This is a genomic window from Cyclobacterium sediminis, assembly GCF_054781075.1.
Map to the genome: position 1 here is coordinate 610,144 of NZ_BAAGVC010000003.1, position 17,902 is coordinate 628,045.

The following is a 17,902-nucleotide window of genomic DNA, read 5'->3' on the forward strand; positions in this document are numbered from 1 at the left end:
CTTAGAAAGTAGCTAAATCTTCTTCATCCCCTGGTGCCAAACCATCATTCGGAGAAGGTGGCATCACTACCTGATTGACAGCCCTATGATTTGCATCCGGACTACTTCCGGAACTGCTGACATATATCATTTCTACAGAGGTGGCCACACCATTAATCTGTTCTTTTCGGATTATTCTTCCAGATGAGTTTTTGAATTCCTCAGGATCCAGCTCGTAGCCATAGAACCTAGCCCAAGCTTTAAGTGCTTTGGTAAACTTTTGTGAGGTCCATTTACTTGCAGTGGTTTTGGTATAGTCCTCAAAGGCATATTTTTTAACCACAAAATCATTCAGCCGGTCTGTAAAATAGGTATCAGCCCATTCATGAAAGGCCGGACCCATTTCACTTAGTAGATTCCTTTTCTCCACATTCTCCATAGGTGGATCTATTTTGCCGTGTTGCATGTATAGCTGACAGCATTGAATCATAAAATTGTAAAAGTCATTCCATTCCTTTTCTGTATAGTCCGGCCCCAGGATATTCTTTCCAAACTCCTCCCTGGGATTCCTGCTTTCATTAAAATAGCCATCCTTATTCTGATGGTAATAATCCGAAAACACACAGTACAACACCCTCCGTAGTACAGAACTATCTATATTCCTCAAGGGAAAATTTGAGCTGAAAGCAAACTTTGGCGACTCTTCATAAGGGATCTCATAGGACTTGTTATTCTTGGGATTGACGATCATATTTCCGGTGATGTCAGAGAAAAACACATCAAACTTCAAATACTGGTTGGCATCATCCACCAGGATGTAATCTGTATGAATAGTGACCCGGTCGTACATGTGGGGATTTTCTGTCATTTTGGGATCCCGGCCACGTAACGTCACCGACTTCATAAAGCGTGACACAGATCCCATGGCTATAGATTTACCGGATCCTCCATGAGATTCTCCCTCATCAGATATCCGATGATCCATTGTCCAAATAGCCCAGGGACGGGAAGGGTCTTTATACCTGTGTAATAGATAGCCTAGCACATACATTTTATTAACCAAATGGTGCTTCTGCTCCATTATTTCGTCATGATTCAAATTAGGTCCTGCTATATTGAACAGGTTTTCCTGCTTGTATTTTTTAATCTCCTCAGCCGATTTACCGGCAAGCCTTTCTTCTAGTTCTTTTCTCCAGTGAGTTCGACTGGTATTGATCAAGAAATTAAAAAAGGTGTTGTCTTTCTTCAATACCTCTATATCCCAGCGGCCATCTTTATTTTGGGAAACTTTAAAATGTGGATCCTGTTCTTTAAATCGATGGTCTATCACCTCATCATGCCAGACATATTTTTGCACTTCTCCAAGCTTATGAACCTTCACCCTACCTTTATTGACTTCCACTGTTTTGTTGCCAAAAAAGAAAAATTGGGACTCTCGGTCAAAATCGGTAAAGTCCACTTCTGTCATTGGTAAATTGGACATGGAGGCTTCTTTAAGTTGACTGCTTCTGTAGAAAACATCCCTTAATCCTTCATCTAAATGCCGTTCCTCAAGAAACTTATTTACATACGTTTTTACTTCATTCACCTCAATTTCACGGACTATATTATCCTTGATCTGAATGAAAATATACCCTTGCTTTTCATTCTTATTTTCAAGCCTATAGAACCCATTTTTGGTAAGGAAATTATAAAGCCTGGTGTTTTTTTCCTGGAACTTAGATTTCCAATTACCTGCTTTGTCTACCCAATAAACTTCATCCCAGAACCTATAAGGTATAGCAGTGCGTACCAATTGCTTGAACTCGTAGGCACTGAAGCGCTTCAGATAGTCCCTTACATCCTTGGAAGGATTACCCCTTTTGTCCGGAAATTCTTTTAATTTTTCGGGCAGTGTAATTGTGTGCAGGTCCAGGTGTTCCATGGCCAGCCGATGAGCTTCTCTTTTGCCTGTAAAATCTATATCCGGCATGTTCATTACTTTTTCAGCAATGGCCTGAAGCTTTTTAAAAAGTTTATCAGTAAGCTTTGCAGTTTCGGAATTTGGCCAGACTACCTGATAACTGATCATGGCCAAGTTCAAAGCATCAGAACCACCACTGCAGTATATGATTTCAGGTAGCATTTTTTTCTTTCTTGGCTTACTACCTTCTTCTTGGTCTTCAAAATTGTCGTCCTCTTGAATTTCCTCATAGGCAGCGTTGCAAACAGATAGTCCATGTAAAAAGTCACTTTTGCGTTTGCCGTAGTACATAAACCTACGACTCTTATCAGGACTGAGGGGTTGATAAATTTTCTTAAAATCCCCTTCATCCCACATGAAAATTGGGTATTTATCTGTGGCCTCAATCGTAATCACCTTCCGGTTTTTCACTATGGAGTAAGAAATAAGGGAGTAAAAATGATACCTACGAAAAATTTTATAAACCTTATCGGTATTTATTGCTACAATTCCAGAACTGTCCCGGATAACTTTCCCTTCCTTATCTCTCATCACAGGGATGACCTTCTCTGCCAGGACAGTTCTTATCTCAAAATCTGTAAACTCATTCCTTACTTCAAAATACCATTCCCCATCATTCTCCTCTGCCCTTGCATCCCTACTTGTAATTTCTGGTTTTAAAATTTCAAAGGTGGTTTCTCCGGAAACATTATACCTTTCGGCAAGTACTTCGAGAGCTTCTTTAAAGTCAAGCCCTTCTTCTTCCATGCAGACATGAATACCATTTTTTGGTTTTTGATCTCCCCCAAAATCCGTTACCACCCAATTGCCATCCTCCAGCTGCTTCAGTGTGGCACTGGCCGTTTTCTCACTTTCACGAACTTTAAATTTCTTTCCCTTTACTCCTACACAATTTTGAGCTTGTGGAAAGTAGTAAAGGATAATATTGAGACCACCATCGGTCGCTTCAAATATGTCTGCTTGGTTTATAAACATTTAAAAAATCGATAATTGATGTTGAAAGCCTGATTTAAGTGCCTGTCTGACATAGTATCTTTCGGGACTGGGGATATCTTCAACTGAGCTGTAAGGGGTATTAATGGTAAGAGATTTCATGTCTACCTGAAATTTATCCTTTAGTTTGCTGGCCAGGTAATACCGACGCTTGTATGTTTTTTGTTTTCGTCGCCGCTTGGAGGTCGAGCTGACTTTCAAAGAAACCCCACTCTTCATTTCGTATGTCTCGGACCCGGTAGTAATCGTTGTTTTGGTAAACAACTCTAAGGGGCTGGGACTTGATGTTTGTTTCAAAATAGGCTGAAGTGCATGGAACGTTTTCATGTCTTAGTTTTTTATTGACAGTCACTATCATTGATTATTGTTTTTAATGTTTTGATGTTCTTTTGATACCTGTCAATCCCCATTTTCAAGGTTTCTATATCCTTTTCCAGGCGGTCTAACTCATCAGAGCCTAAAACATCTCTAGTTTCGACCAACTTCTTTTGGTCTAATTTTAACTCTTGCCTTGCAAATTCTAGCAAAGACAAATAATCCTCAAGCTGTCTTTTTTGATCCATTATCCAGGTCATTATAGAGTTTATTGTTGCTTATGATTTCATCGGCTACCTGATAAATATTCATCCGAAGTTTAACTTCAACTCGTATCCAGTTATGAGCACTCAGGTTATTCATTGGCCTGAGGATCCCACCTAATCCATGAGCTTTTTCTTGCCAGAAATTTTTCTTTTTCATTGCAAATTCATGGTCGATTAATAATTTTTCAATTCTTGAGTTGTCCATGGTGTTTTGAATTAATCCCGGGACCAATGCCGGCATGGCCCCGGGAAAGTTGATTGTCGATCAAACGTGGATAGAACATCCGGCAATGTCATATAAGGTTTTTTTCAAAGGCAAATCTGACCAGTTCAGCCTTGTTTTTATAGCCTGTTTTTTCTCTAATATTCTTCATAAATACCCCAACCGTGAGAACAGAAATACCCATTTTCGTAGCTATTTCTTTATCCAAAAGGCCTTCAGGTATTAATTTCAGCACTTCTATTTCACGGGGTGTTAAGGTTCCATACTTAGCTTTGAGCAGTGAACAAATCCTTCCTTCATAAGGACAGCTCCCTCTAAGATTGCAATCTATGTATTCACTATCCTGGAGCTTTCCTTCTACCATATCAGGATCATTGTCCAAAGCGGAATACCGGCACTTAATATATTGGGAGACCATTTCAGCATCCGTGATGAAGCCAGCTTTCACAAGTGCTTCAACTGCCTCCGGATGCTTCTCCATGTCCCTGAAAACCCCTTCATATAGCCAGTCAGGCCATTCATTTGGAGGTGCTATATTACCATCTATCAATGCGAATATTTTTTCGTCTTTTGCGAAAAATTCAACATTCTTATCTGCTATACCCGCAGGTAATTTGCCACTGCTAAAGTTGATCATTTGGGTTTTGATGGGTTTATTTCGCATTTACAATCTTATTTTGTCTCTTTTTAAGACGGTTAATCAATTCCTTGCTTTCTTCAATTACATCTAGAGCTGCCTTATGTACCTCGGTATTGTATCTGTGATTTTTTTCAGAAAAAAAGTTAGAAATAGTCCTTTTTGACACATTTACCCTTTTTTCCACCTTTGAAAAATACCCATAAGGCAGTGAATTTTTCAGGTCTTTAAGTTCTTGTTGGGTCAGCATACTTATATTTTGGTATTGCGTTAATTCTTATTATGCATTAACTATGCGTCAAATATGCGTCATTTAAGAATATTATGCAATTAAAATCGTCTCGAAATAGGAATTATTTTTTAAAGAACTTTGAAATCATGAAAGTTCACCGAGGAGAAATTGTAAGGAAAAGACTAGATGAGTATGCCAGAGAACATGCTGTAAGCATTCTTTCTATTGCAAAAAAGGCCGGATATCATCAATCAAGCGCATATAGGCACTTCATAAAAGATGATCTCAGTTATAGCATAATTCACAAATACGGAAGGGCAATCGGACATGACTTTACCCAAGAATTTCCGGAGATGTTGACAGAGTATGGATTCTCTTCCGAAGAAAAAGACAAATATAAATACACAGATCTGGCTCAATGCATAGCAGAAAAGGAGCTGTGGCAAAAAAAATACATAGAGCTATTAGAAACCCACAACAAGCTTTTAATGGACAAAATGAAAGAAGATTAATTCCTTTTTTTCACACAAAAAATGTATCACAATGAAAATAAAAGGCTTACAAAATAAAAAATGTACCGGCCCTGGGTACACAAAACCCCTTCAGATGTGAATTTGGAGGGGTTTTTTAGTTTGTATATTTTTAAAAATAATCCTAGCCCTAAGTTGAGGTGTTTTTTAGGCTACAAAAACACTTATTAGCCAATATAACAACTTTCAATATTACCCCCATTTTTCAAAGAGATAAAGCTTGTTTTTAAAGTGAATAAATCTAAATTATTGTTGTCGCTCATGAAATTTACAGCAAAGGCTTTTATCTCTTCCTGAAGTACTAAGGAAAGATCTTTTCCCCCTTCACTTTTCCAAGTCTCCAACCATAAATTATACTTTTCTCTTAGCCCCAGATCTTCAAGTGATATCAACCCTAGATAGTATTCAAAACTTTGTTGGTTACTTATAAAACTTATTTGACTTTTTCTAAGATAAATTGCGGTTGTCCCTGATCCTCCTACTGATTCATCATACAAAGTATTAATTTTAGTTTTAATCTCTACCGCAACTTTATCCCCTAATTTAATATCAAATTCATTAACTTTATCCCCTACCCACTCAACATCTTGATCAAGATTTTTCTCAAGCCATACCCTTGCCAATTGCTCCCCAATAAAACCACTTAGTTTATTCGGTCTTGAATCATCTATCTCATTTTCAAGGGTCTCCTGAAGTTTATTACCGAGATCACCCCCGAATTTGTCAATAAGTTGCTTTATTAAATCCCAATTATCGTGAAGTACCTGAGGATCTTTTAGATTCTCAAACCCTTCTAAATAAACATTTTTTTTTGTTTTCGGACTTGAATCAGCACTGCTTGTATTTGGTAAAGAAATTGGGTTACAATCCTCATCAATAATCCCCCTTGACTTTAGTCTTGATAAGGCTTCTTCCTGAAATTCATTTGCAATTGAAAAAAGTCGAACTAAATCCTTTGATTCACTTTCACCAACAAAAAGATCATTTTGAAATTCTTCCAAGTATTTCAGTGATAAAGTTCCCAAGTCATCCAAGTATATAAATAAGTCTCGTCTGCTTCCTTCCTTTTTTACTCTTAACCTGGGTTCGTCTTTAACAGAGTTAATTTCCATAAATGATTCTCCGCTCTTAACTATGACGGCAGAAGATTCTATCATACTATTTACAGTATAAATCCTATACGTATAATGATTGAAAGGTCTATTATCTTTCCATCTATTGTAATATCCCGCCTTCCATTCAGTTTTATCAGGCAAATCTCCCTTTGCCCTTATTTGTATAGATAATTGCTCTAGCTTAAGCTGTTTTGCATATTTTCTTCTTTTTGAAGAAGAGCTTGTGCCTAAATTTGCGACACTTCCTGGAGACATTTCTGACATTGGTAGATACTCAAAATGAGATGTGCCATCAAAATAATACTTAATTGAAGTCCCAAATTTATTCAGTCGAAGAGTTCTCTCATCTCTCTCTCCCCATGACGTGTAAGACACCAAATAACTCTCCCACAACCTTTGATTTTCAATAATAGTCCAGAGTTTTTCTCCTTCTTTTTCTAAAAGATCAATTTCTCTGGAAATACCCCATTCGAAAGCTCGTGACCACATTTTTTTGGATAAATAAATATCATCTAGAACTTTTCCTAGGCTAAGTGACAATCTGAAGCTCTCACTTTTCTGAACATAGTTTTGGTTATCTAGTTTCGCAGCCAAATATTTGCTGTTATCACCCGATTTTTTTACCCACTCTAAAAGATCTTCAGGAATCGATTCTGAATCCAACCAATATTCATTTTGAGTAGGAATAATTTGATAATCTGGGTTAAATCCAAACCAATCCTTCTCCCAATATTCTTTCCAATTGATATCTCTATACTTAAACTCAGTAAAAAGCTCTTGAACTCCAATTTTCAAAAAGTCAGGCAAGTCTTCCAAACCTAATTCCAGATCATCTTCTTTGATTTGCTCTAAATAATCAATCAAAAAAGAAACATGAACTGGTTCCCCCTTTTCAACCATCAAAATTTCATCCTTAATCTCCTTTAAGGGTTTATCAACTAATCCTAAAAACTTTTCCTTAACATTTGTTTTGAGTAAGGAAAATATCTTTGCAGCCTTGTTTATTCTTTCTAAAGCCCCCTTTTGATCATTTAGCAGCTCTGAAAGAACATATTCATGGGAATTTATTTTTATGGTATCACGATAGCCGTCGTGACTAATAGTTTGCCCATCGATTTGGATTTTCTTCTTAACCTTAGCTAGTAGTATTTCATCATTCCCAAAAGCACTTACAAATCTGACCTCAAAACTGTCTTCTTCAAGAATCTGCTGATCATTCGAATTAATTTCAATCAATTCAATTTTTTCGATATAGGATGATTTAAGAATATCACTTGCTCTTTCAAATAAGATAAGAAAGACCCGTTCTGATCCAAATTCATCTAATAATTCTTGTTTAAACTGCTCACTACTTACATCCCACAACCCATCTTTTAAAGTGAAGTAATTCAATAACGATTCGGGTAATTCGAAATACTGATTTTGCTCCACGAGAAACTCAGAAACTTCAGTTGGTGAATTAAAAAACTGGCGAGACGATTCAGTGTTGGATTTAATTTCAAAACTGCGAACTCTACTTTGTTTCAGTGTGAATAAATCAAAGAATTTACAACCCTCTATTTTTGATAGCTTTTTCAAAATTAGAATCTCCTCGGTTGATATAGTAACCCATTTCAAACTTAAATTCTGCAATGACTTTACTACAAAGAGCTTCTGAAATTCTTTGGAACTATAAACAGTTAATAAGTCAAAATTTGGAAGTCGATATCCAAACTTAAAAAACAGCTCACTCGCTAAGCGATATTCATCTGCTGAAAGATTCTGAAATCCTTTGTGGAATATCTTTTTCCCAAAATCCTCCCATAAATCATCGTAAGTAAATACAAGCTTTTCTTGTGAAGAAAAAAAGATATCATCATTCTCTTTATCAGACCTATGCTTAAACGATTCCAAAAGTTGCAATAACACAGGCTCTATTACATCGGACTTTTTCAACTTGTTAATTTTATTTATCAAATAGGTTCTATCACTTGAAACTATTCCCCAAACACCATTCTTTTTAGCCTGAAAAGATTTAAGAATACTTAGTTCCTGCTCTATCGGCAATTTCCAATCTTTGAAAAAGTCATCGTTGATGGCTTCGTTAAATGTATGGCTAATTAATAAATCGCTATCCCCTTTTCTATTAGAAAAATAAGCAAATTTATCACTGACCCATGAAGAAAATTCTTTCTTGTTAAAGGAATAGAGAACCGAAAGACTGAGGTTTTTTAATTCTTGGGAAAAGCTAATCTTTTCATTTTCAAAAAAATCATTAAACCGCTCAAAAATCTTTTCAGCATCCCAATTGCCCCCTATCAGTGATGTGATATTTGGATAATAATCTAAATTCAGAAACTTATCTACACCTCTACTAAAGGTAATGGGTGCATTTCCTTTTTCACATTGCTTTTTAAAAGATCCAAATTGATTTTGGGGAAAAAGCAAAAATGTATCCTTCTTTTCACAAAAGTCTTTTACTGATAAATAGCCACTGGAAGTAGGGATAAATGGTATTTCGAAAAGGAAATCGCCCTCATTTTCAAGTTCAAGTTGCTTAATTATTTTCGTAAATTCATCACATTCTTTGAAAAACGTTTTGGTCTTTTCTGCCCCCGCTTCATTGAATAATTTTGATAATGAATAACTCTCAACTCCCCATTTATCTAAACCATCTTTATAATATTCATTTAACCTCGGATGAAGCAGGTATTTATTAGACAAGAGACTACTTGTATTCAGACTTTCAAACCCACTCGGTAACACAAAAACCTGATTTGCTTTTGCTCGTTTTAGATTAAAATGGTTTACTCGCAAATGATTTACAGCATGTTCTTTTACTGTTTCATGAAAACTAAACACATCTTCACCTTCCTCGGGATCATCAGAAATTGCCAAACTTCCTAAAAATGGAAAATATTTAGAGTCTGGAATATAATCCCAATCTTCAATCAATTTGCGAGCAAATGCTGAGAATTTATTTGGCTCAGACCTAAGTTTTTGTCGGTTGTCGAGGATGTCAAAATCTTTACATCTAATGATATAACCAAGTCCATGAATCTCCTTTGATACAGGAAAATAATCAGTGAAAATATTAGATAGGGTCTTCTGTATTTCATTCCTTTTCACACTAAAAATAAATGACGCACTTATATCTTGTTCACCATCTTGGACTGTTATAGAAATGGACTGAAATTCTCCCTTCTCAATTTTTTTAGTACCTATGTGAATCCTTTTCACCTTGTTTAGTGATCCATCTACTGAAAGCACCGATAATGATTGTGCTAAACCTTGCGATATTCCATCAAATTCTTTTTCTAAGCGATGGATTGTAGATTCATGTGCAGGTATATATAAAATTGTACCCGGTGAATAAAATAATTCATCGCTTTTAAACGCATTTAATGCTGCTGACAAACAGTTTTTAAATTGATTAAATTCATATTGACCAAATGGGACTACAGTTTTACCAAGATAGCTGAGTGATTCATTTGGTAATGCAGGAAAATAACTTAAAAAAAGCTTACATAAAATTGAATTCCCTGGGGCTTCTACCTCAATTTTAGAGATGTCATCCACCTCCAATATTCCTCTCAAAGCATTAATATCATTTTTAGACCAAGAAAATAATATAGGTGCAAGCAAATCTTTACCAAGAGCCATAGCAACTCGTTCACTCATACCTTTCAAATTATCAGATGAACCATGAGGGACAAGCAGGTTATACATGAGTTTTGATCCAACTCCCTTTTTCCCACTCTTACTTGAATCCTTAAACTTTACACCTTTTCCTTTACCTAAAAAACTAAATAACGAACCATCTGTAATTTCCGGATTTGTATGAAAAGGCTCTCCATCATTTAAAACTAACAATCCTAACTTCGGATCAGAAAAAACCCAAAGCCCTGCCCCCCCTGAGTCTTTAGCATTTTGTAAAAATTCATAAAAAACTTGATCCTGAGAATCCTCAGCAAAAGAAGATAACTTCAACAATTCTCCTTTCAAAAAACCTTCAGGATCATCAAAAGAGCCATACAACTCTTTTAGTAATAGGTCATTTTTAGTCAATAACTCTAATCCGGAGCTATAATCAATTTTAGAATTAGTCTTCTGTTTAATATATTCACTTAAATCCCTAATTTTCATTTAAATCTATTCTTTACCAAAGCCTTTAAAAAGCACGCTTAACTCTACTCTTCTTGATAATGTTGAATTCTCCACCCCACCATTGTTATCAATTAACTCTCCTTTAATATTAAGTAATTTTGTTTCTCCAAAGCCTACAGTTACTATTTTACTTTTACAGTATTCTTGAAATTTTGGGCTTCTTTTACTTAAAATATTGTCCCTTATTTCAAACCAAGTTTGGGTAGCTCTCTCTTGAGATAATCTAAGATTATAATCATCATTCCCCTTTGAATCTGTGTGCCCTTCAATCCTAATTTCTTTAATCTCTACTTTAGAATTCCCCAACTCGTCAAATACCTTTTCTAATTCGTTTAGAAAAACTGGAGTAATTGAATCAAGACCAGCAACAAAAGTTGAAGTCAATTCATAGGAATCATATTCGAATAATTGATCTTCTATTCCATTACTTTGGGAATAAAATCGTATAGTACCATCATCAGTTACTGTAACTCCTGGAATTCCAGTTAATTTAGTTGTGAAATTGTTAGTGATACCCTCCGTTGCTTCTTTGATAGTATTTATATCCGTTTGTGTTTTGATTACTAGGACTACTGTGATCAACATAAACACTACTAAAGCCCCCGTCAGCAAATCTGAAAAACTCATCCAAACGTTTACTGGATTATTCTTACTCCTAAACACTGACCTTACCATTTGTTTCCTTAAATTCTTTTAGAAGCTCGACAAGTTCTTTCAACTGAATAACTGCAGAAGCTAATTCATTCGTCCTTTCCTCATAACTTTCCAGTCTTTGGGAATACAATTCTTCACTTTTTGACAGATCTACAAGCGTAGCTAGATGAATCTCGGCTTGCTCAATAGTCTTCTTATGATTTTCTCTTTGATCATCAAAGGAGGTCACAGAGTCTTTTAACCTCGCTGCAGTTGCATTTAGCCCCTGTTCAGTCAAAGTCGCCCAATTTTGTAGACCATTACTTACTTTTTCAAAATCCTTATGAATAGTCTCTAACACCTCCTTAGTTTTGCTTTCTATTGAATCGATTAGTTTAGAAAGTGATTCATTCGCTTTTTCAGAAGATTGGATGGACTCTTGTTTGATAGCACTAATTTCTTTTAAAAAGCTTTCGACAGCTTCTTTTTGGCTTGTATTAACTGCCTTAAAGTTTTCAGCTTGGACTTCCTGTTGGGATTTTGAAAAATTATTTAAGCTCTTCGTTACACTCTCAAATTTGATCAGTTGATCGTTAAGAAACGCCTCATTTTTCTCCAATGAAATCTTTTGAAATGCTTCATTTTTCTCCACTTGCTTTAATAAGCTCTCTTGTTGAGTTTTGATAAAGCCCTCACTCTCCTGAGAAATGTTTGACTGAACTTTAGAAACCTCGTCTGATAATTTTTTCATCAAAGTTTTCATCTCAGCAGTTATAATAGAAACATTATTTTGATTCAATTCTTTAAAATGAGAGCCTGCTTGATTTGAAATATCTTTAAACTCAGTAAATACTCCCGATATTTGATCAAACATATCTTTGTTAATCTCATTTATATTTTGCTTCACGCTTTGAGAAACTGACTTCATTGTTTGATCAAACTTTTCTACCAAAGAAGTGGAACTTGCTTCTAGCCGTTTATCAATGGCGATCAGATTGCCATTGAGAGTATGCAAAGCATCTATGATACTGTTATTTTGAGCGAATGAGTTATTTTTTAGATCAAATAGAAATTTTTCAGGAGGTTCGATAAAATGTTCTTCTTCCCCATTTGTATCTTCCATTTGGGAAAGAATGACATTAATAATCATAGCGCCAATTAAGCCAAGGATAGAGGTCACAAAAGCATTCGATAATATTACTGGCAGATCATTAATTGCTTCACTATTTTTAGACAGATTTTGAATATCTGAAAAGCCTACTAACAAAGAAAAAAAGGTTCCAATAATTCCAGCCGCTGTCCATATTGTTGGTTGAACTTTAAAAAAACTTCTCCACTTTCTTGATTTTCTAGCTTTAAGATATGTTATGGATGAAACAATAATCAAAACACCAAATACACTAAGCGATGCAATATTTAATCCGAACTTTAAATATTCTGATATGAACTCTCTCATGACAATTACTATTATTATTCTTTAATTTCCAATATCCAAAAAATCCCCCTAAACCCATCCAATGCTGCCTCCACATCTTCTAGAATTTTAACTGCCAGCACATCAGAATCAGGAAGATTATTTAGGTCTGCTAACCTATTATCTTTCAGCCAGAAGATATCCAGGTTGGTTTTACCAAGAACTCTCACCCCGCATCCACATTCCCATTGATCCTGTCCAAAATACTGATAATCTTGGTAACCTGTGCATCATCAAACAAGCCAAAAGGGCCGCTATCATTTATATCTTTGAAAGGGGATTCAAACAGGGCTCTTTTGTCAATCACCCCATTCTGAGTCAAATACCCAATGATCAAATCTAAAAATTTGATCTGTGCGGCATTAAGGTTGTGTTGCTGAATAAATTCTGCGAAAGCAGCTTGTACCGCTTCTTTATCTAAACCTATCAACTCTCTTATAAAATAAGCCAAAGTTTTCCCTTTGCCCTCCTTTTCAAATTCCTCTCTGGAACCTACCTCTTCGGCATTGAAAAAGATAGCCTGGAGTTGAGCAAGTTCTGCTGCTGTGATGGGCTGGTTATTTTTGATTTTACTAATTACCAAATGATCCTTGTGCGCTTCCAAATAACGCTCCACTCTCCTTCTGTAGGGTTCAAGCGTACTGTCCCGGACAATATCCCTTTCTTCTATTTTGGAGAGATCCAGGTAGTCCTGAAAATGCGTCTCGATGATAGGTTGATCTATTTCATCCATAAACTGCATTAACTCACGTATTGCCACCCGCACTTCATCCAAATTAACTACATTTGCCTGCTGCAGGTAGCCTTCCATCAGCACCTTTTTAATGGTAGGCATTCCGGCTTCCACTAAGGGTATATTCCCCTTCTTTTCCAATACCCGGCAGGCTGTAGTGAGTCGGTTCTCATATTTAGCAGTGACTCTTCCACCTTTAAGTGCCAGCTCATAATTGAGCATCAACACATCAAATCCTCGGGCAGCCACGTGATCGCTTTCGTCCGGACTAAGCAAGGGGACAATATGCTCTGCTATTTCTTGTAATTTGGAAGGACCAATATCCATCCATTCTTTCTTTTTCCTGTATTTCTCTACATACTCCAGGTGATGCCTGACTACAAAATTATTGTCATTCAATGCGACCACCTGGGAATGAAGCAAATCGATTAAGGTTTCTGCAAAATCATTTTCGGGTTTACTAGTGGACTGGCGAAGCGCAAGCGCCAGGTCCAGCCTCAGCTGAAAGGCTTGCTGGGTCAAAGAAAGACCAACCGATCCTCCACTCGCCTCCGGGTTGACTTCAAAAAACTCGAAATTCTCGCAATAATCAAATATTAAAAAACTTTCTTTATCCTTCTCCGGGCCAAATAAATTGGGTCTCAATCGGGTCCCACGCCCTATCATCTGCCAAAACTTCACTACTGACCTGACAGGCTTAAAAAACACCAAATTCACCACTCGTGGCGCATCTACCCCTGTATCCATCATGTCTACAGAAATGGCTATTTGCGGCTCTTTCACTTCCTTGTTAAGCACAAATCGCTCGAGAAGATCCTGGGCTTTTTCAGTTTGGTTGTCAATCACCCTGCAAAACTTTCCTGAATATTCAGGGTAATTCTTATTGAAACGCTCCTCTATATAAATTGCGTGCTGGTGATTCTTGGCAAAGATGATGGTCTTTCCAATTTTATCCCCGCCATCTACTTTAATTCCGGAAGTCATCAAATGAGAAAGCACCTGATCCACCGTATTGGAATTAAACAACCATTTGTACAATTGGCTTTTGTCTATCCCCGGTTCTGCTTCTTCATTGCTTGGATCACCAAACATCTCCTCATACTCCTTCTTATCCTCTGCGGACAGCTCTGCATATTTGATCCCTTCCCGCATAAATTTTAGCGGTACGCTGATCGCTTTTGGTGGAACCAAAAAACCATCATTAACAGCCTCCTTCAACTCATAGGCAAAGGTTGGATCCTCGTCTTCAATATCAAAAAGCTCATAAGTATTGTGGTCCACATCTTTTTTGGGTGTGGCCGTCAAGCCCAACAAAAAAGCATCAAAATATTGGAAAATGGCTCGGTACTTTTGGTAAACTGATCGATGGGCTTCATCAATAATGATCAAATCAAAATGCCCCACCCCATAAAACCTTCCTTCGCCGTCTTTGGCTTTATCGATTTGGTTGATCATGGTGGGATAGGTAGAGAAAACCAACCTGGTGGCATCGTTTTCGTTCTCTTTGGTCAGGTCGATACTTGTCAGGTCAGGCAGGTGTTCGGTAAAAGCGTTTTTTGCCTGGGTAACCAGGGCATTTCTATCGGCTAAAAAAAGCACCCTTTTGGCCCAATTGCACTTTACCATCATGTCTACTATGGAGGCAGCTGTCCGAGTTTTACCACTTCCCGTAGCCATTATCAACAGGCTTTTTCTATGCCTTTGCTTTAATTTACCATCTTTGATTACGGAAAGATTTTCTGCCACCCGCTGTATGGCTTCGGCCTGATAGGGTCGACCGGTGATGTCAGGGTTTATTTTAAACCCCCTGAGATCAAACCGCTCCACACGCCTTCTAATGGCCAATTCCAATTGATCTTTGGTCATAAAGCCGCTGACTTTTCTATCGGGAGCAAACTGATCATCCCAGAGGTAAAAATCAAAGCCATTGGTATAATAGATTAGCGGTCGTTGTTTAAATTTCTTTTCCAAGCAATCTGCATAAAGCGTGGCTTGATGCCTGCCCTTTTTGGCGCTAAACGTTGTTTTCTTTGCCTCGATTACCGCAAGAGGCAAGCCATTGTCACTCCATAGTACATAATCTACAAAGCCGACACCTGTAGGATTGGTGGACAGAGGCATGCCGGTCACTTCATACTCCAATTCATAGCCGTTTCTCAGGACCTTCCATCCGGCATCTCTTAAGGCATAATCTACGTATTGCTGGCGCGTAAAAGCTTCAGAGGGGCTTGTAGGCATGGCCTCCGGAATGGATTTCTGTTCCCTGGCCTTTCTGAGTTCACTGAGCTGTTGCTGATGCTTTTGATGATTGATTCTTAACAGTTCATTGGCCGCCTCTTTTTCTTCGAGTGCAAGGCGTTCCCTTTCACGCAATTCCTCCAGCTCTATAAGTTTTTCTCGGAGCAGGGCTACTTCTTTCTTGGTTTTCTTTAGCTCGTCCCCTGTAGGAATCAGGGCATCATTAAATTCCGGAATCTTAATCTCTTCATCCGCATAGGCAGCCACCATAAAGGCTGAATAGCGAAACAAGCATTTCAATAAATGCACCGCATTTTCAGCCTTTATTTTCTCATTGTGAACGGCGCTATTACCAATTTTCCTGATCAGATGAAGCTCTCTTATAAGGTTACCATAAGGATGAAAAATCTCCCTAAAGCTTGGCTCAAACATTAAACTTGACAAGTTTTTATCAAAGGGCCAATGGAGCTCTGCATCATTTTCATACATCCAGTTTACCCCCAATTCCAATGCTGCCCTTGCATTAAAACAAGATTCTACCGGGCTGGTCAGGGCAAAATGCTCTGCCTTCCGGGCCTTCTCGGCTATGGCTGGAAACTCGGACGCTATAAACTGGAAGTTACTCATTTATAAGCTTTCGAAATAACCTTTAATTTTCTGCGCCATCAATGACCTGCGCGCTATCAAAAATTCATCATAATTTGTAACATCCATGGTGAAGATGGTTTCCGGTACACAATTTTGATGGAGGTTTTCCATCAGCTCAAATTCATTGGTAATCCCTCCATATTTGGTGATACCTGTCTTGCATTGTTCTAATACTTCGTTAAAATAAATACTGGGTTTCCGATTACTTACTTGAATATTGATGTCTTGCTGCATATAAACATAATTAGCAATCTGATTATACCTACCTCTTGACAGGCCTTCTTTTTTAAGGTAATTGCGAGGAAATACATGGTGCACATCTCCTCTAAATAGTAACAAATCCTGAACCGTGATATCTCTTGAAAGAAAACCCCGATCCCCAGCCTTCACTTGAGCAGCCAGATATACCTTGAAAATAGGATTCGATGCCACAGAAGTATTCATACTCTGAATAAGTGAAGCCTCCCAAAAAGCAGCTGACAATTCCCCTGCTTCTATATCGCGAAGTCTCTCTTCTACCGAGCTTTCCCCAATTCGCCTGATGTCTAAATCAAATTGTGATTCGGGGGAACTGGAATACCTACCAGTCAATACAGACATTACGTACCACCTTCGAACCAAGTGCTCAATATTCTCCGGTTTTTCCCCTTGCTCCTTAAGTGTAAGGTAAACGATATAGGCGAAATTAACTGCATTTTGGGAGCGAATCATGGAGGCCGTGACAAAGCCTGCTGAGCGTATAGCCATCAGAAAGCGCTTGAAACTGGTTTCATTCATAAAATCAATGACTCCCTTTTTCAGCTTTCCAAAGGAATTTTCTGCTATTTCTGCTTCGAACTTTCTGGTTTCAAAATTTCTACCGCTTAGCAAAGCCACCAAATCTGAAAGTTTACCTCTCTGGAACTCTTTGGTAAAAGCCACCCTTAGCACATCTGTATAAGTGGGGTCGTACAAGTCTTCTTTTTCAGATTTGAGCCACTCCATCTTTTTAAAAAACGCTGTTTTTGTAAACTCCTGATCATTTTCCCTTATGAAGGGATAAAACTCAGGAGCAACAGCCAGGTGAGAGAAATAATCAATGGCTTTACGCAATAGTTGACCTCCATACTCCTCCGAAGCCGCAATCTTTGACATTGCAAAATCTGCCTGACTTAGTTCTACTCCGGCACTGTTTATTCGGATAAAGATTTCTGTGACTGTTTCAATGTCTAGCTCCGGGGCCAGGTCAATCATCCCGATAGTCATGGAAACCAAGCCCGCCAGCTTGCCAATATTGGCTGCTACCTGGTCAGGATTTTCCGGTTGATTTTTAGTAAGGTAGTCATTGATAAAAGTATACTGATTACCAGGTCCTGTAAATAAATTCGATATATCCGAAATCCACTTTGGCTCCTTACTGAGTACCGGGGTAAGTACCTCAAATCTTTCTTCAATGGGGTTGAAAGCAATTTTAATACGAACTTTTTTAAACTCCTTGGTCACCACTTCTTGTCCTTTAAGAGCGGCTGTAAGGGCTGTTATGCGCTGCTGTCCATCTATCAACACCTTTTTCCCAACAGAAGTAGAGCCATCTTTAAGTCTTACATTCGGGTTAAGCCAGGTAATGATATAGCCAATAGGGAAACCCTTGTAAATGCTATCCAGCAAGTTTCTCACCTTGGTCGCATCCCATACAAAAGGCCGCTGTATTTCCGGAATGGCAATGTCTTTTGAGTCTATCCAAGCCAGAAGTGTTCCTATTTGTGGTTGTTGAAGATTGTATTTTTGGGTTTCCATT

Annotated in this window: 13 protein-coding genes; 1 reads left to right on the forward strand and 12 read right to left on the reverse strand. The window is 37.7% G+C overall.

Translation table 11 applies throughout. From position 1 onward, the window contains the following. Window position 1 precedes the first annotated feature (1 nt). Genes ACYVHJ_RS04955 through ACYVHJ_RS04980 form a run of 6 tightly spaced genes read right to left on the reverse strand, consistent with a single transcriptional unit; the run spans window position 2 to window position 4,626 of the window. The gene (locus tag ACYVHJ_RS04955) at window positions 2-2,917 is read right to left on the reverse strand and encodes a hypothetical protein (protein WP_460513096.1); all 2,916 of its coding nucleotides are present in this window, start codon (window positions 2,915-2,917) and stop codon (window positions 2-4) included. Next, complete coding sequence (locus ACYVHJ_RS04960) at window positions 2,918-3,262, reverse strand: hypothetical protein (RefSeq protein WP_460513098.1); 345 nt, start codon at window positions 3,260-3,262, stop codon at window positions 2,918-2,920. A gap of 11 nt (window positions 3,263-3,273) precedes the next feature. Beyond that, on the reverse strand, window positions 3,274-3,498 hold the full coding sequence (locus tag ACYVHJ_RS04965) for a hypothetical protein (protein WP_460513100.1): 225 nt from the start codon (window positions 3,496-3,498) through the stop codon (window positions 3,274-3,276). After that, on the reverse strand, window positions 3,476-3,757 hold the full coding sequence (locus tag ACYVHJ_RS04970; RefSeq protein ID WP_460513101.1) for a hypothetical protein: 282 nt from the start codon (window positions 3,755-3,757) through the stop codon (window positions 3,476-3,478). The genes ACYVHJ_RS04965 and ACYVHJ_RS04970 overlap by 23 nt, the downstream gene beginning before the upstream one ends. A gap of 52 nt (window positions 3,758-3,809) precedes the next feature. Then, window positions 3,810-4,403, reverse strand: a complete 594-nt coding sequence (locus ACYVHJ_RS04975) for a helix-turn-helix transcriptional regulator (RefSeq protein ID WP_460513103.1) — start codon at window positions 4,401-4,403, stop codon at window positions 3,810-3,812. Beyond that, a complete protein-coding gene (locus ACYVHJ_RS04980) occupies window positions 4,393-4,626 on the reverse strand; it encodes a hypothetical protein (RefSeq protein WP_460513105.1) in 234 nt (77 codons plus the stop codon). The genes ACYVHJ_RS04975 and ACYVHJ_RS04980 overlap by 11 nt, the downstream gene beginning before the upstream one ends. Window positions 4,627-4,754: 128 nt before the next feature. Between ACYVHJ_RS04980 and ACYVHJ_RS04985 the strand changes: the two genes are divergently transcribed. After that, complete coding sequence (locus ACYVHJ_RS04985; RefSeq protein ID WP_460513107.1) at window positions 4,755-5,120, forward strand: hypothetical protein; 366 nt, start codon at window positions 4,755-4,757, stop codon at window positions 5,118-5,120. A 185-nt stretch (window positions 5,121-5,305) separates the two neighbouring features. On the opposite strand, the gene ACYVHJ_RS04990 is transcribed toward ACYVHJ_RS04985, so the two are convergent. Genes ACYVHJ_RS04990 through ACYVHJ_RS05015 form a run of 6 tightly spaced genes read right to left on the reverse strand, consistent with a single transcriptional unit; the run spans window position 5,306 to window position 17,901 of the window. Continuing rightward, entirely contained in the window at window positions 5,306-10,378 is a 5,073-nt protein-coding gene (locus tag ACYVHJ_RS04990) for a hypothetical protein (RefSeq protein WP_460513109.1), read from the reverse strand. A 6-nt stretch (window positions 10,379-10,384) separates the two neighbouring features. Then, on the reverse strand, window positions 10,385-11,026 hold the full coding sequence (locus ACYVHJ_RS04995) for an OmpA family protein (RefSeq protein WP_460513111.1): 642 nt from the start codon (window positions 11,024-11,026) through the stop codon (window positions 10,385-10,387). A gap of 28 nt (window positions 11,027-11,054) precedes the next feature. After that, complete coding sequence (locus ACYVHJ_RS05000; RefSeq protein ID WP_460513113.1) at window positions 11,055-12,488, reverse strand: hypothetical protein; 1,434 nt, start codon at window positions 12,486-12,488, stop codon at window positions 11,055-11,057. 14 nt (window positions 12,489-12,502) lie between these two features. Continuing rightward, window positions 12,503-12,676 (reverse strand): hypothetical protein, encoded by a 174-nt coding sequence (locus ACYVHJ_RS05005; RefSeq protein ID WP_460513115.1) that lies wholly within the window; start codon window positions 12,674-12,676, stop codon window positions 12,503-12,505. Then, the gene (locus ACYVHJ_RS05010; protein ID WP_460513117.1) at window positions 12,673-16,104 is read right to left on the reverse strand and encodes a DEAD/DEAH box helicase family protein; all 3,432 of its coding nucleotides are present in this window, start codon (window positions 16,102-16,104) and stop codon (window positions 12,673-12,675) included. The genes ACYVHJ_RS05005 and ACYVHJ_RS05010 overlap by 4 nt, the downstream gene beginning before the upstream one ends. After that, entirely contained in the window at window positions 16,105-17,901 is a 1,797-nt protein-coding gene (locus tag ACYVHJ_RS05015) for a GmrSD restriction endonuclease domain-containing protein (protein ID WP_460513120.1), read from the reverse strand. Window position 17,902 lies beyond the last annotated feature (1 nt).